This window comes from Sagittula salina, from assembly GCF_017813235.1.
GTDB lineage: Bacteria > Pseudomonadota > Alphaproteobacteria > Rhodobacterales > Rhodobacteraceae > Sagittula > Sagittula salina.
This window is the reverse complement of record NZ_JAGISH010000002.1, coordinates 156,435-182,270: the sequence shown is the minus strand read 5'-3', so window position 1 is coordinate 182,270 and position 25,836 is coordinate 156,435. Positions and strand designations below refer to the sequence as shown.

The window sequence follows — 25,836 nt, the reverse complement described above, 5'->3', positions numbered from 1 at the left end:
ACGATTCCATGCCCAAGGGCGACCATTCTCTTCGGTTTGCGCCATTCCCCGCCCATCCGGGCCGAAATCGCACGGGAGTCAGGGCAACAGCAGCGACGCATCACCGTAGGAAAAGAATCGGTATCCCTCCGTCACCGCGTGGTCGTAGATCCGACGGATACGGTCCTGCCCCATGAGCGCGGCGACCAGCATCATCAGCGTCGACTTCGGCAGATGGAAGTTGGTCATCAGCGCATCCGTCACGCGGAAGTCGAAGCCCGGATAAATGAAGATATCGGTAACCCCCTCGAAGGGCGCGATGGCGCCACCCCGCGCCGCCGTCTCGATCAGGCGCAGCGCCGTGGTGCCCACCGGGATCACCCGGCCGCCCGCCGCCTTTGTCGCGGCGATTTCTTCCGCCGCCTCTGCCGATACATGCCCCCATTCACCGTGCATCCGGTGGCTGGTCACGTCTTCGACCTTGACCGGCAGGAAGGTGCCTGCGCCAACGTGCAGGGTGACATGGGTGAACGTCACACCCTTCGCCGCCAGCCGTTTCAGCAGCGGCGCATCGAAATGCAGCGAAGCCGTCGGCGCCGCCACCGCGCCCGTATTCCGGGCCCAGACCGTCTGGTAATCCTCGCGGTCCTGATCGTCCGCCGCGCGCTTCGCCGCGATATAGGGCGGCAGCGGCATGGCCCCGGCGGCGTTCAGCGCCGCGTCGAAATCCTCGCCCGAGAGGTTGAAGCGCAGAACGCCCTGTCCGTCTTCCTTCGCCACGAGTTCGGCCGAAAGCGCATCGGAGAAATGCACCACCTCGCCCTCGCGCATCTTCTTCAACGGCTTCAGCAGCGCCGTCCAGCAGCCATCTGCGCGGGGTTCCAGGAGCGTCACTTCGATGGAAGCCGCAGTCTCCCCCGCAGCGCCGGTCCGCCTGCGCACGCCTGAAAGCCGCGCCGGGATCACCTTTGTATCGTTCAGGACCAGCCGATCGCCGGGGTGCAGCCAGTCCACGAGGTCAGAGACCCGCGCATCCGTGATCGCATCGCCCTGCGCCACCAGCAGCCGCGCCGAAGAGCGCGGCTTTGCTGGCCGCGTGGCAATCAGCCGTTCCGGCAGGTCGAAATCGAAATCGCTCAGACGCACGGAACAACCCCTTGTGTTTATTGCGAAAGCCTAGGCGGCGGACGGCGGAAAATGTCGCGGAACATGCCGGGGGTCAAGGCCGAAAGCGGGTTCACTGAAACCTTCGGCTCCCCCACCGTGCCGCGCAGGTTGAAGTTGAAGCCGATCAGCCCCTCGCCTTTCCGAGCGAACAGCCGTCCCACCGCATTCAGCACGTAGATCGGGGAAATCACGCCCTGGAAATCCATCGCCCCGCTGATCAGATCGTAATACCCGTCAAGCGAGATCCCCATCGACGGCCCCACCGCACTGCTTTCGGTCACGATCACCCGGTTGGGAGTCATGCGGAACTTCGCCTCCACTTCGGAAAAGAATATCCCCGGACCGTTCAGCTGATCAAGAATGCCAACAACCGAAATCGCGTCCAGCAAAGAGGCAATCGCGGGCATCTTCTGCATCCGCGCGCCCTGAATTGCCATGTGACCGTCGAATGTGCCCGCCTTGCCCGCCACCGGCGCGAGGTCCAGCCGGAACCTGCCGTCCTGCACCGTCTTCAGCAGGTTCGCCGCCTTCAGGATGTCGCCCGCGTCCTCCCCGGTAATGCGAAAGGCGCTGCCGCCCCGCTGCGGGATCACCTCCCCCTGCACCGGCGTCGTGCCGCCCAGCACGCCATCAAAGCGCCCCTCCAGCCCGCGCGCGGTGTCGAAGTTGCCCCTGAAACGGCGCAACTCGATATTGTCTGTCACCCGCAGGCTGTCCAGTGTCAGCGACAGCGGTGCGCCGTCGCCGTTGCCCCCCGCGCCCTGCCCAAAGGGCGCGCCGCGCAGATCGATGCGCCCGCCTGCGATTTCCACCGCCGGGGCAGCCTGTCCGCGCCCGCGCAGGCGCCCGGAAATATCCAGCCAGTCGCCGACCTCCAGCCGGTCCAGCTCAAGCCGGTCGAAGGCGCCGCGCGTCAGCGCCACCCGGCCCTGCGCGCGCAGACCGCCGCCGCTCAGGGTCATGTCCTCGACCGTGATCTCCTTGCCCAGCCTTCCTTTTACGGTGAACTTGCCCTTTGACTTCGGCCCCAGCGCCCAGCCGATCTGCGGCACCGCAAGGCCCAGCCCCGCGAGGTCGCTTTCCACCGCAAAACGCGGCGTTCCATCCTTCGGCAGGTCGATCCGCAGGCGCCCGCGCCCCTTGCCGCGCACCATGCCGTCGGGCAGCCTTACACCCAGCGCAGCCAGGCTCTTTGGCGTTATTTCCACATCGGCCACCACCTGGGCCGCGCCCCCGTCGAGCGGTTGGACAAAGGCACCCTCCGCAGGCACCCCGGACATATCAACCGGCCCGGATATCTCCAGCCGCCGGTTCTCAAGCGTGATGTCCAGCGCGCCGGAGGTCAGCACCTTGCCCGGCACCGCCTCGCGGCTCTCGACGCCCTCCGCGCGGCCATTCAGCGCCAGCGTGACGTCGTCGAACGTGATGTTATCCGCCAACGGCAACGTCACCCGGCCCGAAAGCACCGCTTGTCCGGTCGCCAGCCCTGCGTCCTTGCCGACCTTGCGCAGCACCCGCCACTGGTCGTTATCCACATAGGCCAGAGCCGCGCCCAGCGGCCCCTCCGCCTCCAGGCGCAATTCCCCGGTGGCGGGCTTCTGCTTCAGGTCGGGGATGACGAACTCCGACCCGTCCAGCCGCACAACCCCGGCCTCCCCCATGTCCACCTGCCCGCGATCCACCCGCAGCCCCAGCCGCTGGTCATAGATCGTCAGACGCCCGGCGCCGCCCGAAATCGCCGGCAGGTTCGGCGCATAGGCCACCCGCGCGTCGGCAAAGTTCAGGTCAAAATAGGTCATCGGTTTCGGCTCGCCCTGCCGCGCGCGCAGGGCAAAAACCACGTTCCGGATCGTGCCCCCCGCGATCGCCCGCGCCACCCAGTCGCGCGTCCGCGGCACCAGCCGGTCCGGCCAGTATGCCATGACCTGCGCGGGCGTCGTCTCCTCTGCCGTCATGTCGAGAGCGACGCGCCAGCCGCCCTCGCCCGCCTCGAAGCTGCCTTTTGCCGCGACCGGGAAGTCCGGATCGGTCACCTGCAGGGAGCCTATGTCCACCCGGAACGGCCTGAGCCCGAGGCGGACCGCCACATCCGCGCCACTCAGGGCAATCTCGCGGTCCAGCACCGTGTCCTGCGCCAGCGTCAAATCCGAAAGCCTGAACTGCCCCGTCAGACCTTCGGGCCAGCCGCCCGGCGCCATTTCCAGCTGCGTCACGCCTTCGGCCCGAATGTTCAGGAGCGGCGCGTCCAGACTGATCTCGCCAAAGCGGATCACGCCCGCTTCCGGGTCATAGCTGAACGCCGTGCGCGCGTGGTTGAAGCGGAGCGGCTTTGCCGCCTTGTGCGGTTGCAACACGCCGCGTCCGATATCCAGCGAAGCCTGCAGCACGCCCAACGTTCCCTCTGCCATCAACTGGGAGCTGAGGGTCCCCGAGATCGGCGCATCGAGCGCCGCGAGCCACGCCAGTGCCGGGCTTTGCGTGGCGATATCCTCGGAGGCAAAATCATGCAGCATGACCCCGAAATCGAACGCGTTATCCCCGATTGCGCTGGAGGCCTCGACTTCGACCGTGGCCACCCCGTCGCCACCCGACAACAGCGCCACGTCGCCAGACAGTGCCAGATGGCCATCTTCCCGTGCCAGCAGCAAGCGGCCGCCGTCCGCCGTCCAGCCACGCCGCGCCCGCAGGTCCTCGTAGCGCAGCGTCAGGGCGTCCGCCTCGAAACGGTCGAGCTTTGCCAATCGCGGGTCCTGCGCCAGTGCGTCCACCTGCGCCACCATCTGGGCAATGTCCGGCACTTGCGTTCCCGCGGCAAAGGCATCCCCCAGCGCCAGCCCGAGCCGCCCGCGTTCATCGCGCTGCAGAGTGACGAATGCGCCGGAAACCTGCGCCTCGCGCAGCTGCCATTCACGCCTGAGCAAGGAGACCGCCGCAATCCCCGCCTCGATATCGTTGAGCTGCGCCACCAGCACGCCCTGATCGTTGCGCAACGTGACGTCCCAGAGGATCACCCGCGCCAATCCCGACTTCTGCAGAAGCAGGCTCATGCGGCCGAAACTGACCTTGATTCCCGGCGCGGCGGCGGCGATGCGCGCCTCGATCTCGTGCCGGAGCCAGACCGGCGCCGCCACCTCGCGCCCGACCATCGCCCAAAGCGCCGCCCCGAGCGCCGCCACCAGCCCGAGAAGAAGCCCGAGCGTCCACAGCAATGCCCGGCGCCGTCTGCGCCCCTTCGGTCTGATCTTTGCCGTCTGCTCGTCGCTCACTGGAAGCCCGCGCCTGATGCCTTATTGTCCGGGTCCAACGACCATAGACCGATTCACGAAAGGTTACACGCATGACCGAACAGGCCCCCACCTTCACGCTTCCGTCAACCAGTGGCGAAGCCTCCTCTGCCGCGCTGGCGGGCGAACCCTACGTGCTGTTCTTCTATCCGCGCGACGACACATCCGGTTGCACGAAAGAGAACGAGGCATTCACGGCGCTTCTGCCCGAGTTCGAGGCGGCGGGCGTGAAGGTCTTCGGCGTATCGAAGGATTCCATCGCCAGCCACGAAAAGTTCATGGCGAAGAAAAACCTGACAGTGCCGCTGATCTCCGACGAAGCGGGCGACCTGTCGGAGCGTTTCGGCGTATGGAAGGAAAAATCCATGTATGGCAAGAAATTCATGGGGATCGAACGCTCGACCTTCCTCGTGGGCGCCGATGGCACCATCCTGCGGGAATGGCGCAAGGTTAAGGTGCCCGGCCACGCCGAAGAGGTGCTGGAAGCGGCGCGGGCCCTCTGAGCGGTGCGCGATTTTTCTCGCCACAGGCCTCCTGCAGGCCCCTGAACCGCTTCTCGTACGGCGCGCGGGTGTTGAGGGGGGCGGCGCGCGGAGAACTCTCCAGGCCGCGCCTGGCATGCCCGACCCTGCCCACGATCCCGGAAGGGGCCACGCCCCCCTTCCGCTTCGCCCGACCGAACCCCTTGAATCCCCTGCATATCGGCGAAATCTCGCCGGTTTAGCCACAACCCGCCTGTGGATGCTTTGGCGTCGCCCAAAAACGTTGCGCCCTCTGTCCTCCGCCTTTAAGCCCTTTGACTGAGGCCGGGTTGGGGGACCTTCAGCTTCGATGGGGACAACAAGGGACGGTCAGGTGCGTACACGTCTGGCGATCAAGACACATGCAATTCTCGAGCGGTTCTTTCCGGAACGCCGGCTCTTTCTCAGGTCTGACACTGACACCCGGTTCATCCGGCTGAAGTCGGGGACACAGGCCATCGCCTTTACCGGCGCGGTTCTCGTGATTTCCTGGACCACCATCGCGACCGCGATCCTGTTGATGGATTCCATCGGCGCGGGAAACTTCCGCGAACAGGCCAAGCGCGAACAGATCACTTACCAGCAGCGCCTCAATGCACTGTCCCGCGAGCGCGACAACCGCGCGGGCGAGGCGCTGGCGGCACAGAACCGGTTCAACGCCGCGCTGAAGCAGATCTCCTCCATGCAGACCGAACTGCTGGAGTCCGAGACCCGGCGCCGCGAACTGGAGACCGGTATCGATGTCATCCAGACAACACTGCGCGACACGATGAAGGCGCGTGAGGAAATCACCGACCGGCTTACCGCCCTGCAGGAGCAGGTCGAGGGTGGTGGCGCGGCGCTGGCCGCCGCCGGTGACGACAGCACGCTCGATATCCTCTCCGATGCGCTGGCCAAGACCGCCGCCGAACGCGATCAAGTGGTCGCCGACGCACAGGCCGCGCTGGTTCGCGCCGCGGAAATGCAGGCCGAAATCGAGCAGATGCAGGACAAGAACGACACGATCTTCCGGCAGCTCGAGGACGCCATGACGGTTTCGGTCAAGCCGCTCGACAAGATGTTCGAGAAGGCCGGCATGGACCCCGACCGTATCCTCGCACAGGTGCGCAAGGGCTACTCCGGCCAGGGCGGCCCACTGACCCCCCTGTCCTTCTCCACCCGTGGCGACGACCCCTCCGGCGATACAAAGCGCGCCAACCGCATCCTCGACCAGATGGACCGGCTGAACCTCTACCGGATCGCCGCGCAAAAGGCTCCCTTCGCCTCACCCTTGAAGGACCCTTTCCGCTTCACCAGCGGGTTCGGCTACCGCTGGGGCCGCCTGCATGCGGGCACCGATTTCGCAGCGCCGCACGGCACGCCGATTTACGCCACGGCAGATGGCACCGTGGTTCACGCGGGCTGGTCCTCCGGTTACGGGCGCCTGGTGAAGATCCAGCACGAGTTCGGTATCGAAACGCGCTATGCGCATATGTCGAAAATTCGAGTCAAGGTCGGTCAAAGGGTCTCGCGCGGTGGCCGTATCGGTGATATGGGGAACACCGGACGGTCGACCGGGACCCATCTGCACTACGAGGTCCGCGTCGGCGGCAACCCCGTCAATCCCATGATCTATATCAAGGCTGCGAACGATGTTTTCTAAGAGCAAAATCAATGAACCTGGCCCCGCGGCCGACGCCGCGAAGCCGAGCATTCCCGAATCTCCGAAACAGTCCGCAGGCGATTTCAAGGCCACCGCGCCCAAGGCAAAGCCGCCCGCGTCCATTCTATCGGCCGACCTGCACGTGACCGGCAACATCAAGACCACCGGCGACATCCAGGTCGAAGGCACTGTGGAGGGCGACATCCGCGCCCATCTGCTGACCATCGGTGAAAGTGCGACGATAAAGGGCGAGGTCATCGCGGACGATGTGGTGGTGAACGGGCGCATCGTCGGCCGCGTCCGCGGTCTGAAGGTCCGCCTGACCGCCACCGCGCGGGTCGAAGGCGACATCATTCACAAGACCATCGCGATCGAGTCAGGCGCGCATTTCGAAGGCTCCGTGCAGCGCCAGGACGATCCGCTCAACGGCGGAAAGACGCGCCCGGCCCCGGGCCAGGCCCCCGCCGCCGCCGCGCCGCAGCAGCAGCCGCAGGGCTGAGTCCCCCATAAAGCAGGGCTGAAGAACCGGCATCAAACTAACAAAGCCGCCCCGCAGGGCGGCTTTGGAGTGTCGTGGGGCCGGTGCCCATGGGCATGTCATAAGCTTCACAGGCGCCCTGCGGGATTTCAGTACCTGCCCCTGGCCCGACTATCCCCTTCAGGAAAGCGGAGGAACCAACAGCGCTTGACCATTACACTTTGGGCAACGGTTTCGGAGCCGTCCGACCGGTCCGCCAGCGATACGGGCGAACAACGCCCTCGGATAGCGGAACAGGACACTCGGACTTCAGGCCGCGTCCTGCTGTTTTTCTGCTCTGACCTTCGCCCTGCGCGTCGACGTGCTGCCTCCTTCGACGATGAAACGGCCCACCGCGCTTTCCAGCCCTCGAGAGATCTGCCGCAGCCGCTGGATGGCGGCGGTGTTCTCCATGATCATCCCGGCATTTCGCTGCGTCACTTCGTCCAGCGATCGTGCTGCAGTCGCAACCTCGGAGATGCCCTGCGCCTGCTCGTTCGTGGAGTCGCGGATCGTACCGATGGTCTGCGCAAGGTTCTGCACGTTCCCGGCGATTTTCTCCAACGCATTGCCCGAAGACAGGGCGAGGTCGGCACCTTGGTCCACCAGCTTTGTCGAGTGCGCAATCAGGCCCGAGATCTCCTTGGCCGCCCGCGAGCTTTCCACCGCGAGGCTGCGCACCTCTTCCGCCACCACGGCGAAACCACGTCCCGCCTGTCCGGCGCGGGCGGCTTCGATCCCGGCATTCAGCGCAAGCAGATTGGTCTGGAAGGCAATATCGTCGATCAGCCCGGTGATGCCGGAAATCTTCTGCGACTGGGCGCGGATCTCGTCCATGGAATCCGCCGTGCGCCGAACGACTTCCTGCCCTTCGCCGCTCATCTCGCGTGAGGAAACCGCCATGTCAAAGGCCTCCCCCATCTTGGTCTGAGTCAGCTTTACCGCATCCGACAGTTCCTGCAGCGCGGCGGTGGTCTCTTCCAGCGCGGCGGCCTGGTTTTCCGTCCGCTGGCTCAGTTGGTGGCTGGAGCGTTCCTGTCCTTCCGTCTCGCGCGAGATAGTGTCAATGGATTGGCGCATCTCCCCGATCACTTCGCGGATACGCATCAGGGCAGTGTTGAAGTCGCCCCTGACGCTTTCGAACTCCTGCGGAAAGGCGTTGTCGATGGCGCAGGTCAGGTCACCCTTCGCGAGGTTTGCGAGGCTGTCCTGCAGCACGTCCACGACCCTGCGTCGCTGTTCGAAATGGCGTGCCTCCGCCGCCTCCCGCGCGGCGTTGTCGGACAAGGTCTTGCGCAGCACCTCAAGGCTCCGCGCCATGTCGCCCAACTCGCTGCGGTTGCCGGTATCGCTCACCGGTTCGCCGAATTCCGCCTCAGTCAAGTGCTCCAGCCGGGCGCGCAGCCGTCCCAGGGGACGCGTGATCCCGCGTGCGACCGCCGCCACCGCCAACGCCATGATCAGCGCCGCGCCGATTGTGGCACCGATCATCAGCTGCCGCATGGCGGCGAGATCGGCCTCGATATCGTCGACGTAGGTTCCGGTCCCGATGATCCAGTTCCAGCCGTCATAGACATTGACATAACCCAACTTGAGAAACTGGGCGTCCGAATTCGGCTTCGTGAAATGATAGCGCAGGAGCCCGTGGCCCTCTTCGCGGGCGATGCGGACGAACTCCGCAACCACGGGGACGCCATTGGCATCCTTGAACCCGATCTGCGACTCACCGACAAAATCGGGTCGGGTGGGATGAGCGAAGTAAACGCCCTCGAAATCGAAGGCGAAGAAATAGCCGCTCTCGCCAAAGCGGGCAGCCTCCACCGCGCGGCGGCCTTCCGACCGCGCCGCCTCCGGTGTCAGTTCCCCGGCATCGACCCGCGCCTGAAGATCTGCCAGCACGGTGACGATGCTTTCCGTCAGGTTCTGCATTTCGAGCGTACGCATGGCATAGGCGTTGCCGCGCGCCTTTTCGTAAAGGCCGACCGACAGAGCGGCCATAATGAGGATGGCGATGGCCCCCAGCACGGCTATGCGTGCGGGAACCCGGAACAGGGTCGACATATAGCGATCTCCGTCAGAAAGGTCGCCCTGCCATACCTGTCAGTCCATTAAGCGCCCTTTAAGAGCCGCGCATTCAGGCCTCCAGCTCGGCATCCCAATACAGAAAATCCATCCAACTTTCGTGCAGGAGGTTGGGCGGAAAGCGCCGCCCCATGTTCAGAAGCTCCGCCGCGGTGGGCTGCCGCGGCACCTTGCGCAGCGAAAGCCCCGAATGCCGCAGGCTACGCGACCCCTTGCGCAGATTGCACGGCGCGCAAGCCGCGACCACGTTTTCCCAGCTGGTGATGCCGCCCTTTGCACGTGGCACCACGTGGTCAAAGGTCAGCTCGGACTTCGTACCGCAGTACTGGCAGCGGAATTCGTCCCTCAGAAAAAGATTGAAGCGCGTGAATGCCACGCGCTTCTGGGGTTTTACGAAATCTTTGAGGACGACGACACTGGGAATTCTCAGCGTCATGCTCGGGCTTCGCACGACCTCGTCGTACTCGGCCACGATGTCGACCCTGTCGAGAAACTTGGCCTTGATCGCCTCCTGCCACGTCCAGAGACTGAGCGGGTAATAGGACAAGGGCCGGTAGTCGGCGTTCAGCACAAGTGCCGGATGATGTTTCAATGCGCCCGGCTCCCGCACGAAATTGGTTCTGAATTCGCCATCCATGGCGGGACTCGTCCTCCGCTCCGTCTGTTCGTTCCCGATACACCGGAGCGGGACGACCCGCCCCAGCTATCCACCACTATATCTCGCGTTTGACCTCAGGCAAGCTTTACAAGATGAAGTGGTCACCGGCAGGTCTAGCCCCCCAATGTAATGCCCGTGTGACGGGCAGCCCGGATTGCGTGGGCTTCTACTCATCCCCCGACTGAAACAGGACCGAGCCGATATTGGGATTTGGCCCCCAGCTTCGGTGCTTCAACATCCCGTCGGCGATGTAGAGTTTGTTCATCCGGTAGGAGTCAACATTGTCGCCCTCCCGAATAACCATTGACCGCTTGTCACCCCAACCCTCGATCGTCACATAAGGATCGCGCGAGGCGATGCTTTCGACAATTTGGTTTACTTCATTTTGATCAGTGATCCGGTCGACATAGAACCAGCAGACACCTTCGTATCCACCAACCCCAACAGCCGCCAGCGCGCCCGCGATCACGGTCGCGGGTGCCATAAGCACCGCAGCCGCGCCGCCGACCGCCCCGCTTGTCCCCGCAATGATCCCGGTCGTTCCCGCCGCCGACGCGCCAGCTGCTGTGGATGCCAGCATCGTGAGGCCCGAACTCGCATGCACCAGAGTGTAGTACCCCGCCACCTGCATGCCGACACCTGTAGCTGCGACGGAGCCCCCCAAAGCCGCGGCTGCCGAACTGGCTGCGGCACCGGCGAGTTTGGATGGTTTGCAATCAAACCCGCCAGCGCTGGCTTCAAGCGCAATCGCCCCTCAAAAAAACGGAAATAACCGTGAGGGAAAGGATAATACGCGCCATAGCAATCACTCCGAAATGTAATGACTTGATGCTACGCTCCTCTTTCGCAAATACACAACAGGTTTTGCTCCTGTGATGCCCTCTTGCGGTACGTGCTTCGTCCCGGCCTAACGACCCGCCTCCGGCTCCACGTAGGCCACCGGGCCCAGCGTGGTGTTCAGCCCCCAGTCGCGCACCTTCAGCACGCCGTCGGCGATATAGAGTTTCTTGATGGGATAGACCGTCTCGCCCTTCGGTCCGGCCAGAACCATCACCGGCCCCTTGTCGGTGTTGCGGGTCCAGACCAGCGGATCGCTCTGGCTGATACTGTCGATGATGGCACGCACCTCGGCGGGGTCGGTCACCCGTTCCACCTGAAAATAACACAACCCTTCGTAGCTGCCCGCCGCAGCGAAAGTAACCGCCCCCACCACCAACGTCACGGGCGCCGTCACCACCGCCGTGACCGTCGCGGCGAGGCCCGTCGCGCCGGTTGCCGCGCCGGTCGCCGCGCTTGTGGCGGTGCCCGCAGCGGATGAGGCCAGCGTCACGGTCTGACCCGGGTGCATCAGCATCCAGTTGCCGGCCGCCCTGGCCCCGGCTTCGGCGCCAGCCCTGGCCACCGCCCCAGCGCCCGTCAGGGCACCGGAGGCCTTCTCCGCAGCCACGCCGGCCAGCGCGGAAGGCTTGTAGGCGCAGACGCCCGGCCCTTCCGCCCAGACTGGCGCTGCGGCCATTATCAACATTGCCGTAAAGAACCTGCTCAGCATCGGGAACCTCCTGTCCCACTTGTTATGCCGACAGGTATCAGGCGCGCGTGACTTGGCAAGCCCGCGCGCGTTGTCCTGCGCAAGCTTCCGCCGGCGATCGCCTGAGCGTGTCGCACCATCCGGGCCTTCGTGCCGGAGCGAGGGGCATCTGCGTACTGTGCCCCCCGGAGCGCCGCAATCTGTCAGGGCAGCGGCGCCTCGTCCACCACCGCGTTGCGCAGAACCCCGATCCCACCGATTTCGACCTCCACCGTCATGCCCGGCTCAAGAAACAACTGTGGCGTGCGGTAGCGGCCCACGCCGCCGGGCGTGCCGGTCACGATTATATCGCCTGCCCTGAGCGTGAGCACGGTGGAGGCATAGGCGATGATCTCGGGGATGCCGATGGCAAGATCCGAGATCGGCGCGTGCTGCTCGACAGTGCCATTGACCCGCGTGGTCAGGGTCTTTTCGCGGATATCGCCGGTTTCGTCCGGCGTGACCAGCCACGGCCCCATCGACCCGGAGCGTTCAAAGCTCTTGCCCGGCCAGAACTGCGTGGTGTGGTTCTGGTAGTCGCGGACGGAGCCTTCGTTGAAGCACGAGTAGCCCGCGACGTGATCCCATGCGTCGGCTTCCGCGATATGGCGGCCGTCCTTGCCGATCACCAGCGCCAGTTCGCCCTCGTAGTCGAATTCGCGGCTGGCGCGCGGGCGTTCGATCGGGACGCCGTGGCCTACCACGGACGACGGGTAACGGGTAAAGATCGACGGGTATTCCGGGTGCGGCCGGCCGGATTCGAGAATGTGCGGCAAGTAGTTCAGACCGATACAGAGGATCTTTTCGGGGTTCGGCACCGGCGGCAGGAGGGTAACGTCCGCCAGCGGCAGCGCCGCGCCCGCTCCCTCCAGCGCGGACATTGCGCCACCCGCCAGGACAGCCTTCAGATCGGGATATTTCGGCGACAGCACGGCACCGGCATCGAGCACGGTGTCCGCGACCGCCGTGCCATAGGAGGGCGTTCCATCGGGTCGGATAAAGCTGACTAGGCGCATGGGGTCGTTCCGTATGTCCTGAGGGTTCCGTGGGGCGAAATCAGCCGAGACTGTCGACGAAGGGGCCGATCTCGGCAAGGGCGAAGGCGATGGTGCCCTCATCGGTCAGCATCCCTTCGGAAACCTTGGCGTTGGCCTGCGCGATGACGACTTCCTTTGCCGCATACACGCGGGCGAGCATCCCGTTCAGGATGTACTTCAGATGCGCCTGCGCCCGCACCCCGCCCAGCGCGCCGCCCGAGGTGCTGACGACAAAACAGGGCTTGTGCCTGAAGACCGAGGCGTAGGCCGGGCGCGACGCCCAGTCGATGGCGTTCTTCAACACGCCGGGCACCGAGTAGTTGTACTCCGGCGTGACAAAGATCACCCCGTCCGCCGCGCCGACCTGCGCGACAAAGGCCGCAACCTCCGGATCATCGGTGATGTCTGCGTTGTAATGCGGCAGCTTTCCCACGTCGGCGGTCGTGCAGGCAGCGCGGCCTTTCAGCTGCTCGGCCAGGGTGCGGGCGGTGGCGCGGGAGGACGAAGCCTCGCGCAGGCTTCCGGGGACGATCAGGATTTCGGGCATGGGAGTCCTTTGCAGAATTTGGGGTCAGAGACGGGCCAGCCAGGTGGCCGTAGCGGGAAACAGGACGATGACGGCGAGTGTCGCCAGCATCGCGAGGATGAAGGGCACGGCGCCGCGAAAGATCTCTCCGACCTTCAGGTCGGGATCGTCCATGGCAGATTTGATCGTGTAGACCGACAGCCCGAAGGGCGGCGTCAGCAGCCCGATCTCTACCGCGATCACGGTGATCACGCCGAACCAGATCAGGTCGAGCCCCGCAGCCTCCGCCACCGGCAGGGCGATGGGCAGGACGATCAGCATGATCGAGATGGAGTCGATCAGGCACCCCAGCGCCACGATCAGAAGGATATAGGCCAGCAGGAACCCGTAGGGACCGACCCCGCCCGTGAGGAACACGTCCGCCAACACGCGCGGGACGCCAGACAGCGCCAGCATCCGGCTGAAGAATGTCGCGGCGAGGATCAGGAACAGCACGGAAACGGTGATCTGCCCGGTCTCCACCAGAAGCCGCCAGAAGGTCCCCCGGTCGAGCGAGCGGCGCAGGAGCGCGATCACCAGCGCCCCAAAGGCCCCGGCCGCCCCGGCTTCGGTCGGGTTCAGGAACCCGCCGTAAAGACCGCCGAGCACGAGGATCATCAGCGCGAGGATGGGTATGGATTTCACCACCACGTCCAGCAGGCCGATATCGGTATATTCCGCCGCGTCGCCGGTTTCGAAAACCGCATCGGGCCGCGTCCCGGCCAGCAGCAGGATCGTCAGCGTAAACGCCAGCGCGAGCAACAGCCCCGGACCGATCCCGGCAAGGAACATCCGCCCAACCGATTGCTCTGCCAGCACCGCGTAGACGATCATCAGCAGCGAGGGCGGAATCAGCATCCCCAGCACCGAAGACCCCGCCACCACCCCGGTGGCAAAGCGCCGCGTGTAGCCGTGGCGGCGCATCTCCGGCACCGCGATCCGGCTGAACACCGTGGCCGAGGCAATGGAAATCCCGGTGATCGCGGCGAAAACCGCATTGGCAAAGACCGTCGCCACGCCCAGCCCAGCGGTCACCCGCCGCAACAGCGCCTGGAAGACGTCGAAGGTGTCCTTGCCCACCCCGGACACGCTCACCAGCAGCCCCATCAGCACGAACAGCGGCACCACGGCAAAGAGGTATTCCTCGAGGCTGTCGTTGGCCACCTGCGTCATCATCCGCACCGCGACGGTTTCGTTGCGGGTCAGAACCACCGCCGCCAGCGACACCGACAGCATCGCCACCCCGATGGGCATGCCGATCAGGATCAGGACCACCAGCACTGTGATGGCAATTGCGCCTATCTCGAAGGGGGTCATTGCCCGGTACCCTTGCGCAGGGCCGCAAACACGCGCGCAGCGAATTCCATGGCGGCAATGGCAAAGCCGGTCAGGATCAGTGCCCGGAACGGCCAGGTCGGCAGTGTCGCGATGCCCGGCACGCCGATGAACTCCGCAGCGACCATGTCCTTTTCCACCACCCGGATCGAAGCCCAGGCGATGACACCCAGCACCCCCGCGCCCGCGAGGTCAAAGACCCCTTGCAGGATGGCTCCCGCGCGGGGGAAGCGGGCGGTGAGCGGCACGATGACCACTTCGGCACGCGCCAGGCGCCCGGCCCGCACCGTCGCGGCAAGCTGCAACGCCACGATGGTCACGACCAGCAGCGCGCCCCCTTCGGACACCAGCGGCAGCGAGGCGCCCATCAGGTTCCGCGCGAGGATATCGGCGCAGATGATGACCATCAGCACGCCGATCAATACCGTACCCAGCGCGGCGATGGCCTCGACGGTCCTGCGCCAGACCCGTTCGATCCCGCTCTCGGACGCCTCCCCACGGGGGGAGGCGACTGTTTCGATCTGCCCGGCCAAGGCGCTTATTTGTCCCAGTCGCGGGCGGGCGTTTCGCCGCGCGCGCGCAGCGCATCGAGGTACTCCGACAGGAAGGCACGCGCGGGGATGCCCCGCTCTTCCAGCGGGGTCGCCCAGTCGCTGGCGACATCGGGCATCTTGTTGACCCATTTCACCAGTTCGCCATCCGGCATGTCCACGACCTTGGCGCCCAGTTCAACCATCTTGTTCAGCGCCGCCTCGTGACGTTCTACCAGATCCTTGCCATGCGCCTGGGTGTAATACTTGCCCGCCTCGACCATGGCGGTCTGCACTTCCTCGGGCAGGCCATCCCATGTGTCGCGGTTGATCGCCACCGCGCCGGAAAAGGCACCGCCCGCGTCGAACCGGTTGATGTAGGGCGCGACCTCATAAAGCTTGATCGGCAAAGCGCCCAGCGCCAGCGTCACCGCGCCATCGGAAACCCCTGTCTGCACGTCGGTGTAGAAGGTGGTCAGCGCGCCATCGACCGCGTTGGCGCCAGTGCCGCGCAGCCAGGTGCCCAGCACGCCGGGGGCCGAAAGCTTCATCCCGTCGATGGCGTCGATGCCGTCCAGCGGGGCCTTGGTGTAGATGTCATAGAGGTCGGTGCCGGTCAGCCCCAGAACCTTCAGGTTATGCTGCTCCCATTCGTTGCGGAAAGCCTCGTTGCTTTCCAGAAGCTGCTGATGCACCTCCAGTTGCAACGCCGGATTCGAGGTCGAGAACGGCGCGTTGGACGACGCCTGGCTCAACGGCAGCTTGGCCTGTTCGAGGAAGGAAAACACCCAGCCCACATCGGTGATACCGTCTTCGACCGATGTCAGCGTCGCGTTCGCCTTGTAAAGCTGGCCGCCGAATGCCTCGTTCCACGCGATCCTGTAGTTGCCGGTCTCGGCGAGGATCTCGTCCGTCCGGGCCATGAAATGCGTCTGGATCATACCCACCCAGGGCACCACCGTCGGATGGCTCGACGCCACCGTCAGGTCGATCACCTCCTCCGCGTGCACCGGCATCGCCAGCAGACCCGCGAACAGCGCGTTGCGTAGTACCTTCATGTCAGTCCTCCCCTTTGGTATTGTTACCTTATCGTGAATGTCTGGCTGGAGTTGTTCAGCGTGATGGTGATCGACCCCTCGTTCACCAGCCACGGCCGCACCGTGAACCGCCGCGCGCCCGCCTTGTGCATCGGGTCACGTTCCGCGATGGCGATGGCCTCCGCGCACGACGCGGCACGCACCACGACCATCCCCTCGCCCTCCCAACTTTTCTCGTCGTCGGTCCACATCGGACCGGCGGCGTGCAGGATGCCCTCCGCCTCCAGCCCGACCTGATATTGCAGATGCTCCTCGATCACGGCAAAGACTGGCCCGAGCCCGTCCACCGGCGTCGTGAAAATCGCGTAAAGCTGGCGCTGCAGCATCCCCTTCGAGGCCTCCAGCACCGCTTCGCGCGGCACCGATTTCGGCCCCGCACCCGATTTGTCTTCGCTCATCCCGCACCTCCCCTTGCAAGACGTGTGACCTTCGCAGGCACTTTCCGACCTACCCCGCCCGCGCCTTTGCCAGTTCGGCCCGGATCTCCGCGCCGTGTTCGTCCAGCACCGGCGGCGGCAGCACGTCGAGTTCCGGCGCGCCGTCGAAGTTGTAGGGCGCGCGCACCGTGGTGAAGGTGCCCAGCTCCGAGGACGGCGCCTCCACCTTGATCTTCAGATGCCGCGCCTGCGGGTCCTCCAACGCCTCGTCGGAATCGTAGGCCGGCGAATGCGGCACCTCGTGGTCGCGCAACAGGTCGCACCAAGCATCCCGCGTCCGCGTCAGGAAGACCGGCGTAAAGTGGTCGATCAGTGCGTCCTGATGCTTGATCCGCTCCAGCCGCTCGGCAAAGCGCGGATCGTCCGTAAGCTGCTCCTGCCCGGTGGCGGCCAGCAGCCCCTCCCAGAACTTGGTGGGCGATGACATGTGGATCGCCACCCATTTCCCGTCCGCGCATTCGAACGTGTAGGACTGTGACACCACAGGGCGCGACAGCGGGCCCATGACCTCGTTCACAGAATAGTAATGCGTGAAGCTGTCGAGGTTGAAATGGCACATGGCCTCCAGCATGGAGATATCCAGCCTGCGGCCCTCGCCGGTCTTCGCGCGTTCCAGCAATGCGGCGAGGATGCCCATGGCGGCGTATTGCCCGGTCACGGCGTCGGCGATGGCGGGGCCGATGACGCGCGGATTGGTCGGTGGGGTCAGCAGCCGCAGGTAACCGCTCGCGGCCTGCGCCACCGTATCATAGGCCGGACGGTCGCGCGATGGCCCGGAGGTGCCAAAGCCCGAGATGGCGCAATAGATCAGATCGGGGCGCACGCGGCGCAGCGCCTCCTCGCCCGCGCCCAGTTTCTCGGCCACGCCGGGGCGGAAGTTCTGGATGAAGACATCCGCCGTCGCCACCAGTTCGTGCAGCACGGCCAGATCCGCCGGATCCCTGGTGTCCAGCGCGATGGACCGCTTGTTGCGGTTGTAGGTCTGGTAATGCGGCGAATAAAGCCCGCCCTTGAAGGTGCGGAACGGGTCGCCGGTGCCGGGCCGCTCCACCTTGATGACGTCGGCACCGAGATCGGCCAGATGCATCCCCGCCGCCGGCCCGGTGATGTAGGTGCCCAGTTCGACCACCCGGATGTCCTTGAGAATCTTCACCATCGGTTCACTCCGCTGCCGTGGACGACCGGGCCGAAGGCTTGCCGTCATAGGCAATGGCAAGGTCGGCCTTGTGCGACATGATGAAACCGATCGACCGCTGGGCTTCCTCGAACAAATGCGCCGACAGCCCCGCCGACCGCGCCAGAAGCGGCACCGCCTTGATCGCCTCCGGCGGCCAGCCCGCGTCGAGGATACACGCCGGGATCGCGCCCGAGACATTGATCGGCAAGGGCCGTTCTATGATGCCCGAGGCGTGCTTGCCCAGCATCCGCAGCGTCTCGATATACTTACCTGAAACGCCGAGTTCGTCGGCAATGGCCAGCAGCCGGTCGGCGCGTGGGTCGCCTCCGCTGTGCTGCGGGTGGCCCAGGCCGGCGACCTTGCGGCGCTGCGCCTTGTGCGCCTTCAGGCTGGCGATGGCGGCGGTCTCGATGTCGGTGCCGTCGGCCTCCGCCTGCGCGATCACCTCTCCCAGATACTGCCCCGCCGCCTCGGAACTGCCCGCCACGACGCTGCCCATGCCCAGCAACCCTGCCGCCATGGCGCCCTGCCATGCGTCCGGCCCCGCCGCCAGCGTCATGCGCGCCGCCTGCACCGACGGCACCAGCCCGTGCTCGGCGATGGCGACAAGGCACGCGTCCATCATGTCGCGCTGCGCCTGTGACGGTTTTTCGCCCAGCACCAGGAGCCAGAAGTAATCGGTGAAATTGATTTTCCCGATCAGGTCCTCGCAGAGGTCGAACCCCCGGACGGTCACGCTTTCGGCGTCCGACGTGGCGATGGCGGTAAAGGACTGGTCCTGTTTTCCGATACGCATGTGATCTCCCACTTTTCGCAATGCGAAAATTTTTGCTCTTGCCGAAAATTATGGACGCGTTTAGCTTTACGTCAAGTCAATTATCGCCGCCATGGCGCGCGATGCCGACCAGGGAGGAAATCAATGCGGGATATCAACCAGTTCACCATTACGGACGCGGTGAAGAAAACTTTCGAAACGGAACAGGGCAGCCGCTTCGAACAGCTATTGCACGGGCTGCTCGACCACCTTCACGACTACACGCGCGAGCATCAGGTCACGCATGAGGAATGGATGGGCGTGCTGAATTTCCTCTATGACTGCGGCCAGATCTCCACCCCGGAGCGGCACGAATTCATCCTGCTGTCGGACGTGCTGGGCTTTTCCGCGCTGGTCGACATGATCAACACCAAGGGCGGCGCGACCGAAGGGTCGAACCTCGGGCCCTTCTACCTTGACGAGGCCCCGCGCAAGCAACTGGGCAGCGACCTGTCGGACGACCGCGACGGGGTCTGCATCCTCGTGCACGGCAAGATCACCGACACCCTGCACAATCCGCTGCCCGGCGCCGTCATCGACACGTGGCAGGCCGACGCGGCGGGCACCTACCCCATTCAGGAACAGGAGCAGGGGCAGGACAAATACGACCTGCGCGGCGTCTTCGAAGCCGACGAGCAGGGCCGGTTCTACTATACCACGGTCCTGCCCAAGCCCTACACCGTCCCCTACGACGGTCCCGTGGGCAGGCTGCTGCGCGCTGGCAACCGCCATGCGTGGCGCCCCGCGCACCTGCATTACATCGTGCGCGCGCCGGGCATGAACGCCATAACCACCGAAGTCTTCTTCGAGAACATGGAATATATCGACAACGACGCCGTCTTCGGCGTGCGTAAATCCCTGATCGCCAAGGTTTCTCCGGCAAAGGATGTCGCCGCGCTGGGCTACGCGCTGGACAAGACCCCCGACGCGGTCTGCGCCTTCGATTTCGTGCTGGCGCCGGAAGGCTGAGCATGGTGGAGACAGGCGAGAAACCGGCCGAATTCGTCGAGGCTCTGGCCAAGGGCATCGGCATCCTCGAGGCCTTTGATGCCGCCAATCCGGAAATGACCCTGTCGGAGGTCGCGCGCCGCGTGGGTCTCAGCCCCGCCGCCGCGCGCCGCTCGCTCTTGACGCTGGAAACGCTGGGCTACATCGGCCGCAGGGAAAAGCGGTTTCACCTGCGGCCAAAGCTGATGGCGCTCGGCTCTGCCTTCTATTTCAGCGCGCGCATCGACGAGGTGCTGCAAGAGGACCTGCGCGGCATCGTCGACCGCTTCGGCGATGCGTCCTCTGTTGGCACGCTGGACGGCGAGGACGTGATCTATGTCGCTCACGTCACCGTGCAGCGCGCGCGCCGCGCGGCGGCCGTGGCGGGCGCACGCTACCCGGCCTACGCCACATCCATGGGACGGGTGCTGCTGGCGGGACTGCCGGACGAAAAGATCGACGCCTACCTGCGCGCCTATACCCCCCGCAAACTGACATCGCGTACCTGCACCAACCCGCAGGCCCTGCGCGCGGCGATCATGGTCGCCCGCCGCGACGGCCATGCCACCACCGTCGACCAGCTGGATTACGGCATCACCGCGCTGGCAGTGCCGATCCGTGGCCCCGACGGCGCCACCATCGCCGCGCTCAACACCTCGGGCTATACCGGGATGATCACCCCCGAACAGCTGGTCGAAGAGCGGCTGCCCGCCCTGCAGGAGGCAGCCAGCCACATCGCACATCAACTGACCCGCTACCCGACCCTGAGGGCGGTACTCGGCGGCTAGAAAAAACGGCTCTGGGAGGAGACAGACCATGTGCAGACTTTGCAACCCCGCGACACCCCGGGCACTATGCCCCGGCAAGGCCCCGTTGATGGCGGCACCGACGGAAAGCAGTTCGGGAACCGCTTCCGGCGCCCGCGCGGCAGAGGCCGCCGCGACACAGATCACCGCCGCCCCCCTGCCCGAACTTTCCGGCCAGAAGGGCACCCGTATCCTGATCAGGGGCGGCGTGGTCATGTCGGTCGACGACGCTGTCGGCAATTACCCGAAGGGCGATGTGCTGGTGGAGGGCACGAAGATCGTCGAGGTCGCCGCGCAGATCGACGCCCCCGACGCCCATGTGATCGACGCCTCAGGCAAGATCGTCATGCCCGGATTCATTGACACTCACCACCACCAGTTCGAAACCGGCCTGCGGTCCTCCCTTTCCGACGCAATCGTGGTCAACGACGGCAAGCCGGAGAACGCGAAGAACTATTACGAAACCATGCTGCTCAATTTCTCGCAGCACTACCGCCCCGAAGATGTCTACATCAACGAACTCTACGGCGGGCTCGCGCAGCTTGACGCGGGGGTGACCACGGTGATGGACGTCAGCCAGATTCACCACTCCGCCGAACACTCCGACGCCGCCATCGAGGGCCTGCGCGACGCCGGCCGGCGCGGCGTCTTCGGCTACTTCGAGGGCTGGTGGGAAGGCAAGGAACACCCCGGCGGCGCCCGCCGCATCCGCGAACGCTACTTTTCCTCCGACGACCAGCTTCTGAGCATGGTCATGGGCGGCGAGATCTACATCGACGGCTACGAGGAGATGTGGAAGATCGGCCGCGAACTCGACCTCCAGATCGCGCTGCACGTCGTGACCACCTTTGGCATGACACCCACCTTTGACGCGCTGGCAAGGAAGGGTGTCTTCGGACCCGACAACATCTTCATCCACATGACCGGCATGACCGACGACGCGTGGAAGGCGGCGGCGGACGCGGGCGCGCATGTCTCGCTCTCGGTCCCGATCGAGATGCACATGCGCCACGGCGAGCCGCCGATCCAGAAGGCGCTCGACCTCGGCATGTCGGTGTCGCTGTCCTCGGACGTGGAATGCACCATGTCGGCGGATTTCTTCACCCAGATGCGCGGCCTGATAACCCTGCAACGGATGCGCGCCAACGAACGCGCGCTGTCCGGGGAGGCGGATCATCCGGCGCTCATGCGCACCGCCGACGCCATCCGCCACGCCACCATCGAGGGCGCAAGGGGCCTGCGCCTGGACCGCAAGACCGGCTCCCTGACACCGGGCAAGGAGGCCGACATCATCCTGCTCGACGCGGAGGCGATCAACGTGGCGCCACTCAACAACGCCCCCGGCGCCGTGGTCACGCTGATGGACCGCTCCAACGTCGACACCGTCATGGTCGCGGGCAAGATCCGCAAATGGCAGGGCAAGCTGCTGGGTCACGACCTCGGCAAACTGCGCCGCGAACTCGAACAGAGCCGCGATTACATCTTCGAAAAAGCTGGTGTGGAACGCGACCTCTTCGCGTAATCTGGGCGACAGGAAGGCCGTCACGCCGACCGGCCTTCCCGACCCGAGGGAGGGGTAGAATGAACCGTCTGATACTCACGACCGCACTGTGTTCCGCCGTCACCGCCGCCTGCGCCGAAGGCGACGCTGCGCGGGGCGAATACCTCGTCCAGTCCATCATGGGCTGCGGCAATTGCCACACGCCGATGGGGCCGCAGGGTCCCGACCACGGGGCCGACCTGTCCGGCCGCGTGGTCGAGGACAGCGCGGCCTTCCGCGCCGTCGCCCCGAACATCACGCCCGCCGGGCGGATCGCCGACTGGTCCGACGCGGACCTTGCCCGCGCCATCCGCGAAGGCATCCGACCGGACGGGTCGATCATCGGGCCACCGATGCCCTTTGCCGCCTACCGGGCGATCTCCGACGATGACCTCTCTGCCATCGTCGCTTATCTGCGCGCCGCGCCGGCGGTGGAAAACGATCCCGGCACCAGCACCTACCACGTCCCGCTGCCGCCCGCCTACGGCCCGCCGACCACCGCCCCCGTCACGGCACCCGCGCCGGGCGTGACCGCAGACTACGGCAGCTACCTCGCGGCGCTCGGCCACTGCATGGAATGCCACAGCCCGATGACGCCAAAAGGCCCGGACTGGAGCCCGGAAGGCTTTGCCCGTGGCGGTTTCGAGTTCCACGGCCCCTGGGGCACCAGCGTGGCACCCAACCTGACCGACCATGAGGACGGTCTTGCGGGCTATTCCGACGCGGAGTTGAAGGCGATGATCGTGCAGGGCCTCCGCCCCGACGGCAGCGCCATGCTGCCCCCCATGCCCTACGGCTACCTTGCCCGGATGGACGATGCCGATCTCGATGCCATCGTGCTTTACCTGCGGGCTATCCCCGGCAAACCCGACATCTGACACACCGGCGGCGCCGTGCCCTGCGGCGCCGCCTCCCACCAACGCATCGCGAGGCTCCCCATGCTCTTTCCCACCACGCTCGTCGGCAGCTACTGCCAGCCCGACTGGCTGATCGACCGCGAAAAGCTCAAAGGCCAGTACCCGCCGCGTACCCGCGCCAGGGAACTCTGGCGCATCCCGGAACCCTTTCTGAAAGAGGCGCAGGACGACGCCACCCGCATCGCCATCCGCGAGCAGGAAGAAGCCGGTCTTGACATCGTCACCGACGGCGAGATCCGCCGCGAAAGCTATTCGAACCGCTTCGCCACCGCGCTCGACGGGCTCGACCTCGACAACTACGGCACGGTGATGACCCGCTCCGGCAGCCCGGTGCCGGTGCCGCGCATCACCGGCCCGATCCGCCGCGCCCGCCCGGTCGAGGTCGAAGACCTGAAATTCCTGCGCGCCCACACCGACCGCAAGGTCAAGATCACCCTGCCCGGCCCCTTCACCATGAGCCTTCAGGCCCAGAACGATTACTACCCCTCCACCGCCGACGCCGCGATGGACTACGCGCAGGCCGTGAAGGAAGAGATCGCCGACCTTTTTGCCGCCGGTGCCGACCTCGTGCAGCTCGACGAACCATGGCTTCAGGGCAAACCCGACATCGCCGAGGACTACGGCGTGGAGGCGATCAACAAGGCGCTCGAAGGCGCTGCGGGCACCACCGCTGTGCACATCTGCTTTGGCTACGCTGCCCTGACAAAGTCCCGCCCCGAGGGCTATTCCTTCCTGCCCCAGATGAAACACTGCACCTGCGACCAGATCAGCATCGAGACGGCGCAGGCGAACCTCGACACCTCCGTGCTGGAGACGTTGCGCGGCAAGACGATCATGGTGGGCGTGCTCGACCTCTCTGACCTGACGGTCGAGACGCCGGAGATCATCGCGCAGCGCATCCGCCGCGCGCTGCCGCATGTGGACGCGGACAAGGTCGTCGTGGCACCGGACTGCGGGCTGAAATACCTGCCGCGGGACGTGGCCTTCGGCAAGATGAAGGCGATGGCGGACGGCGCGGCCATTGTCAGGGCGGAATACGGCTGAGGAGAGAGAACATGACCGACACCACCGAGTTGCGCAAGATCCAGACGCAGGGCGTGCACCACATCACGATCATCGGCGCCGACCGCCAGACCTCCATCGACTTCTGGGAGGGCGTGCTGGGGATGCCCTTCATCTTTGACCAGCCCAACCTGGACAACCCGGACGAAGGGCATCTCTACTTCGACCCCGGCGACGGGCGGCTGATCACCATCTTCACCAATGAAACGCGCAAACCCGACCCCGACCCGGTGCCGGAGGCTACGGGGTCGCTGCATCACCTCGCGCTCAACGTCAGCCAGGCGACCTTCTGGCAGGTCGCCGCACGGCTCGATGCACGCGGGGTGACCCATTCTGGCCCGGTGGATCGCGGCTTCATGGATTCAATCTACTTCCGCGACCCGCTGGGCCTGCGGCTTGAGCTCGCCTCCTACCGGTTCGAGCCGCCCGAAGGCTGCCGCCACGCCGATGTCATGATCGAGGCGCACCGCATCCGCGTCGCGCGCGGCGATCACCACATCGACCGCGAACACCTCGCCGACGCCATCGAACTGCTGGTCCGGCACAGGCAGGGTACGCTGTCCGACGATCGCGGCGCGCGCAACCCTTACTGAACCCCACGCGCCCTGGCGGGCGACATCCTGCGCGCCGGCCTCAGAATCCGCACTTGTCCCGAATGAAGGCCAGCGCCACCGAAAGCCCGTCGGGCGCGATGCCGTGCCCGGTGCCCTTCATCACGTGCGCGTAGACCTCGGTCCAGCCCGCGCCCTGCAACGCCTCTGCCGCCTCCGGCAGCGATTGCACCGGAACCACGTCGTCCATGTCGCCGTGCAGCAGCAGCACAGGCGGGCGCGACTGCACCTCGTCGGCCAGCAGTTCCGGCTGCAGCAGCCGACCTGAGAAGCCGACGATCCCCGCCACCTCGTCCTCCCGCCGCGGTCCGACATGCAGCGACATCATCGTGCCCTGGCTGAACCCCACCAGACAGACCTGCTCCGGCAGCAGGTCCTCGTCCACCATCAGCGCGTCGAGAAAGGCGTCGAGGTCATCGATCGCCCGCGCCATGCCCGCCATGCTTTCCTCTTCGGACGACCCGTCGATCCACGGGATCGGGAACCACTGGTAGCCCATGGGCGCGCCCGCACAGCTTTCGGGTGCGTCAGGCGCCACGAAAAGCGTATCCGGCAGGTGTTCTCCCAGCGGATCGGCAAGCCCCAGCAGATCCGCCCCGTTCGCGCCGTAGCCGTGCAGGAACACCACGCAGGACCGCACATCGCCCGAAACCGGTTCCTTGCGGCCCGTTGTCAAAACCCTCGTCATCGCCTCATCCTTCCCTTGCCTCTCGCGCGGGGCGCCAGCCCGCCTTTGCACCCAGCGATACCCGCAAGCCCGCCGGGATTCGAGCCGGAAAACGGCCCCGCCCCCTCAGGCGATCCCCTCGCGCTGCTTTTCGACATGGTAATAGGCCCAAAGCAGCCGTGCCGCGACCGACCGCCACGGAGCCCAGTCCTCTGCCATGCTGCGCAGCGCGCGTTCCTTCGGGCGCTCCTCCAGCGCGAACAGCATCCGCACGCCTTCTTGCAAGGCCAGATCGCCGGGCGCAAAGACATCGGCGCGGCCGAGGCTGAACATGGCGTAGATCTCGGCGGTCCAGACGCCGATGCCCTTCACCGCCACCAGAGTTTTCACCACATCCGCCGTGGGCATGTCACGCAGCGCGCCGAAATCCACCCCCGCCCGTGCCAGAGCCTGCGCATAGGACGCCTTTTGCCGCGACAGGCCGAGGCCGCGCAGATCCTCCTCGGACGCGGCGGCCACTGCCGCCTCCGTCACCATGCCGCCCGCCTCCAGCCGGGCCCAGATCGCCCGCGCGGAAGCGACACTGACCTGCTGGCTGACGATGGCGCCCAGCAACTGCCCGAACCCGTCGGGACGCAGCCGCAGGGGCAGCGGCCCGGTGGCCTCCAGCGCGCGGGCAAAGCGCGGCTCCCGCGCCGCAAGCCACGCCGCCCCCTCCGCCACGCAGTCCTCGCCCCGGATGATCCGTTCGATCCCGCTCATCTAATGCTCCTTTTCCGGCACCCTGCCCGGCACCTGTCAAAGGCGCAACCTCATGCGCCATCCGCCCCGCCACGA

Annotated in this window: 24 protein-coding genes and 1 pseudogene; 9 read left to right on the top strand and 16 right to left on the bottom strand. The window is 65.6% G+C overall.

The genetic code is table 11. From position 1 onward, the window contains the following. Positions 1–78: 78 nt before the first annotated feature. Complete coding sequence (gene queA, locus J5474_RS04830) at positions 79–1,125, bottom strand: tRNA preQ1(34) S-adenosylmethionine ribosyltransferase-isomerase QueA (protein ID WP_209359675.1); 1,047 nt, start codon at positions 1,123–1,125, stop codon at positions 79–81. Positions 1,126–1,142: 17 nt separating this feature from the next. Next, a complete protein-coding gene (locus J5474_RS23100) occupies positions 1,143–4,412 on the bottom strand; it encodes a YhdP family protein (RefSeq protein ID WP_209359674.1) in 3,270 nt (1,089 codons plus the stop codon). A gap of 71 nt (positions 4,413–4,483) precedes the next feature. Here J5474_RS23100 and J5474_RS04820 point away from each other — a divergent pair, with 71 nt between their 5' ends. The 3 genes from J5474_RS04820 to J5474_RS04810 all read left to right on the top strand — a co-directional run bounded on the left by J5474_RS04820 (position 4,484) and on the right by J5474_RS04810 (position 7,092). Beyond that, entirely contained in the window at positions 4,484–4,933 is a 450-nt protein-coding gene (locus J5474_RS04820) for a peroxiredoxin (RefSeq protein ID WP_209359673.1), read from the top strand. A gap of 352 nt (positions 4,934–5,285) precedes the next feature. Next, a complete protein-coding gene (locus tag J5474_RS04815) occupies positions 5,286–6,593 on the top strand; it encodes a DUF5930 domain-containing protein (RefSeq protein ID WP_209359672.1) in 1,308 nt (435 codons plus the stop codon). Then, entirely contained in the window at positions 6,583–7,092 is a 510-nt protein-coding gene (locus tag J5474_RS04810) for a bactofilin family protein (protein WP_209359671.1), read from the top strand. The genes J5474_RS04815 and J5474_RS04810 overlap by 11 nt, the downstream gene beginning before the upstream one ends. Positions 7,093–7,380: 288 nt before the next feature. Here the strand turns inward: J5474_RS04810 and J5474_RS04805 are convergent. The 12 genes and pseudogenes from J5474_RS04805 to J5474_RS04750 form a co-directional block, all read right to left on the bottom strand. Then, positions 7,381–9,051, bottom strand: a pseudogene (locus tag J5474_RS04805) (methyl-accepting chemotaxis protein); the annotation flags it as partial. 193 nt (positions 9,052–9,244) lie between these two features. Continuing rightward, positions 9,245–9,829, bottom strand: a complete 585-nt coding sequence (locus J5474_RS04800) for an HNH endonuclease (RefSeq protein WP_209359669.1) — start codon at positions 9,827–9,829, stop codon at positions 9,245–9,247. A 187-nt stretch (positions 9,830–10,016) separates the two neighbouring features. Further along, positions 10,017–10,481, bottom strand: coding sequence for a hypothetical protein (locus J5474_RS04795; protein WP_209359668.1), 465 nt, complete (start codon positions 10,479–10,481; stop codon positions 10,017–10,019). A gap of 276 nt (positions 10,482–10,757) precedes the next feature. After that, a complete protein-coding gene (locus tag J5474_RS04790; RefSeq protein WP_209359667.1) occupies positions 10,758–11,399 on the bottom strand; it encodes a hypothetical protein in 642 nt (213 codons plus the stop codon). Positions 11,400–11,581: 182 nt separating this feature from the next. Then, positions 11,582–12,433 carry a fumarylacetoacetate hydrolase family protein gene (locus tag J5474_RS04785; RefSeq protein ID WP_209359666.1) on the bottom strand — a complete coding sequence of 284 codons (852 nt, stop codon included), beginning with the start codon at positions 12,431–12,433 and terminating at the stop codon, positions 11,582–11,584. 40 nt (positions 12,434–12,473) lie between these two features. Then, positions 12,474–13,001, bottom strand: coding sequence for an NADPH-dependent FMN reductase (locus tag J5474_RS04780; protein WP_209359665.1), 528 nt, complete (start codon positions 12,999–13,001; stop codon positions 12,474–12,476). 24 nt (positions 13,002–13,025) lie between these two features. Continuing rightward, positions 13,026–14,336 carry a TRAP transporter large permease gene (locus J5474_RS04775; protein ID WP_209359664.1) on the bottom strand — a complete coding sequence of 437 codons (1,311 nt, stop codon included), beginning with the start codon at positions 14,334–14,336 and terminating at the stop codon, positions 13,026–13,028. Then, on the bottom strand, positions 14,333–14,887 hold the full coding sequence (locus J5474_RS04770) for a TRAP transporter small permease subunit (protein ID WP_245216240.1): 555 nt from the start codon (positions 14,885–14,887) through the stop codon (positions 14,333–14,335). The genes J5474_RS04775 and J5474_RS04770 overlap by 4 nt, the downstream gene beginning before the upstream one ends. 5 nt (positions 14,888–14,892) lie before the next feature. Beyond that, a complete protein-coding gene (locus J5474_RS04765) occupies positions 14,893–15,942 on the bottom strand; it encodes a C4-dicarboxylate TRAP transporter substrate-binding protein (RefSeq protein ID WP_209359663.1) in 1,050 nt (349 codons plus the stop codon). A 23-nt stretch (positions 15,943–15,965) separates the two neighbouring features. After that, positions 15,966–16,379, bottom strand: coding sequence for a YciI family protein (locus J5474_RS04760; RefSeq protein WP_209359662.1), 414 nt, complete (start codon positions 16,377–16,379; stop codon positions 15,966–15,968). A 49-nt stretch (positions 16,380–16,428) separates the two neighbouring features. Then, positions 16,429–17,574 carry a CaiB/BaiF CoA transferase family protein gene (locus J5474_RS04755; protein ID WP_209359661.1) on the bottom strand — a complete coding sequence of 382 codons (1,146 nt, stop codon included), beginning with the start codon at positions 17,572–17,574 and terminating at the stop codon, positions 16,429–16,431. Between the two features lie 4 nt (positions 17,575–17,578). Then, on the bottom strand, positions 17,579–18,391 hold the full coding sequence (locus J5474_RS04750) for a citryl-CoA lyase (RefSeq protein WP_209359660.1): 813 nt from the start codon (positions 18,389–18,391) through the stop codon (positions 17,579–17,581). Positions 18,392–18,514: 123 nt separating this feature from the next. On the opposite strand from J5474_RS04750, the gene J5474_RS04745 reads away from it, so the two are divergent. From J5474_RS04745 to J5474_RS04720, 6 genes are read left to right on the top strand one after another with little or no spacing between them, the layout of a single operon-like run. Beyond that, entirely contained in the window at positions 18,515–19,378 is an 864-nt protein-coding gene (locus J5474_RS04745) for a dioxygenase family protein (protein WP_209359659.1), read from the top strand. A 2-nt stretch (positions 19,379–19,380) separates the two neighbouring features. Next, positions 19,381–20,184, top strand: coding sequence for an IclR family transcriptional regulator domain-containing protein (locus J5474_RS04740; protein WP_209359658.1), 804 nt, complete (start codon positions 19,381–19,383; stop codon positions 20,182–20,184). A gap of 28 nt (positions 20,185–20,212) precedes the next feature. Beyond that, entirely contained in the window at positions 20,213–21,724 is a 1,512-nt protein-coding gene (locus tag J5474_RS04735) for an amidohydrolase family protein (RefSeq protein ID WP_209359657.1), read from the top strand. A gap of 59 nt (positions 21,725–21,783) precedes the next feature. Next, complete coding sequence (locus J5474_RS04730) at positions 21,784–22,620, top strand: c-type cytochrome (RefSeq protein ID WP_209359656.1); 837 nt, start codon at positions 21,784–21,786, stop codon at positions 22,618–22,620. A 60-nt stretch (positions 22,621–22,680) separates the two neighbouring features. After that, entirely contained in the window at positions 22,681–23,703 is a 1,023-nt protein-coding gene (locus tag J5474_RS04725; protein WP_209359655.1) for a uroporphyrinogen decarboxylase family protein, read from the top strand. Positions 23,704–23,732: 29 nt separating this feature from the next. Beyond that, positions 23,733–24,314: a VOC family protein gene (locus J5474_RS04720; RefSeq protein WP_209359943.1), complete on the top strand. Its 582-nt coding sequence runs from the start codon at positions 23,733–23,735 to the stop codon at positions 24,312–24,314. A 40-nt stretch (positions 24,315–24,354) separates the two neighbouring features. Here J5474_RS04720 and J5474_RS04715 read toward each other — a convergent pair whose 3' ends face one another. Both J5474_RS04715 and J5474_RS04710 read right to left on the bottom strand, forming a co-directional pair. Beyond that, positions 24,355–25,020, bottom strand: coding sequence for an alpha/beta hydrolase (locus J5474_RS04715; RefSeq protein WP_209359654.1), 666 nt, complete (start codon positions 25,018–25,020; stop codon positions 24,355–24,357). Positions 25,021–25,125: 105 nt separating this feature from the next. Continuing rightward, a complete protein-coding gene (locus J5474_RS04710) occupies positions 25,126–25,761 on the bottom strand; it encodes a DNA-3-methyladenine glycosylase family protein (protein ID WP_209359653.1) in 636 nt (211 codons plus the stop codon). Positions 25,762–25,836: the final 75 nt, after the last annotated feature.

Bases quoted from the DNA above. Each gene is read 5' to 3' on its own strand.
- J5474_RS04790 (WP_209359667.1), bottom strand. From the start codon at position 11,399: ATGCTGAGCAGGTTCTTTACGGCAATGTTGATAATGGCCGCAGCGCCA.
- J5474_RS04765 (WP_209359663.1), bottom strand. From the start codon at position 15,942: ATGAAGGTACTACGCAACGCGCTGTTCGCGGGTCTGCTGGCGATGCCG.
- J5474_RS04710 (WP_209359653.1), bottom strand. From the start codon at position 25,761: ATGAGCGGGATCGAACGGATCATCCGGGGCGAGGACTGCGTGGCGGAG.
- J5474_RS04735 (WP_209359657.1), top strand. From the start codon at position 20,213: ATGTGCAGACTTTGCAACCCCGCGACACCCCGGGCACTATGCCCCGGC.
- J5474_RS04760 (WP_209359662.1), bottom strand. From the start codon at position 16,379: ATGAGCGAAGACAAATCGGGTGCGGGGCCGAAATCGGTGCCGCGCGAA.
- J5474_RS04780 (WP_209359665.1), bottom strand. From the start codon at position 13,001: ATGCCCGAAATCCTGATCGTCCCCGGAAGCCTGCGCGAGGCTTCGTCC.
- J5474_RS04715 (WP_209359654.1), bottom strand. From the start codon at position 25,020: ATGACGAGGGTTTTGACAACGGGCCGCAAGGAACCGGTTTCGGGCGAT.
- J5474_RS04800 (WP_209359669.1), bottom strand. From the start codon at position 9,829: ATGGATGGCGAATTCAGAACCAATTTCGTGCGGGAGCCGGGCGCATTG.
- J5474_RS04755 (WP_209359661.1), bottom strand. From the start codon at position 17,574: ATGGTGAAGATTCTCAAGGACATCCGGGTGGTCGAACTGGGCACCTAC.
- J5474_RS04810 (WP_209359671.1), top strand. From the start codon at position 6,583: ATGTTTTCTAAGAGCAAAATCAATGAACCTGGCCCCGCGGCCGACGCC.
- J5474_RS04750 (WP_209359660.1), bottom strand. From the start codon at position 18,391: ATGCGTATCGGAAAACAGGACCAGTCCTTTACCGCCATCGCCACGTCG.
- J5474_RS04775 (WP_209359664.1), bottom strand. From the start codon at position 14,336: ATGACCCCCTTCGAGATAGGCGCAATTGCCATCACAGTGCTGGTGGTC.
- J5474_RS04740 (WP_209359658.1), top strand. From the start codon at position 19,381: ATGGTGGAGACAGGCGAGAAACCGGCCGAATTCGTCGAGGCTCTGGCC.
- J5474_RS04795 (WP_209359668.1), bottom strand. From the start codon at position 10,481: ATGCAGGTGGCGGGGTACTACACTCTGGTGCATGCGAGTTCGGGCCTC.
- J5474_RS04820 (WP_209359673.1), top strand. From the start codon at position 4,484: ATGACCGAACAGGCCCCCACCTTCACGCTTCCGTCAACCAGTGGCGAA.
- J5474_RS04725 (WP_209359655.1), top strand. From the start codon at position 22,681: ATGCTCTTTCCCACCACGCTCGTCGGCAGCTACTGCCAGCCCGACTGG.
- J5474_RS04745 (WP_209359659.1), top strand. From the start codon at position 18,515: ATGCGGGATATCAACCAGTTCACCATTACGGACGCGGTGAAGAAAACT.
- J5474_RS04730 (WP_209359656.1), top strand. From the start codon at position 21,784: ATGAACCGTCTGATACTCACGACCGCACTGTGTTCCGCCGTCACCGCC.
- J5474_RS04785 (WP_209359666.1), bottom strand. From the start codon at position 12,433: ATGCGCCTAGTCAGCTTTATCCGACCCGATGGAACGCCCTCCTATGGC.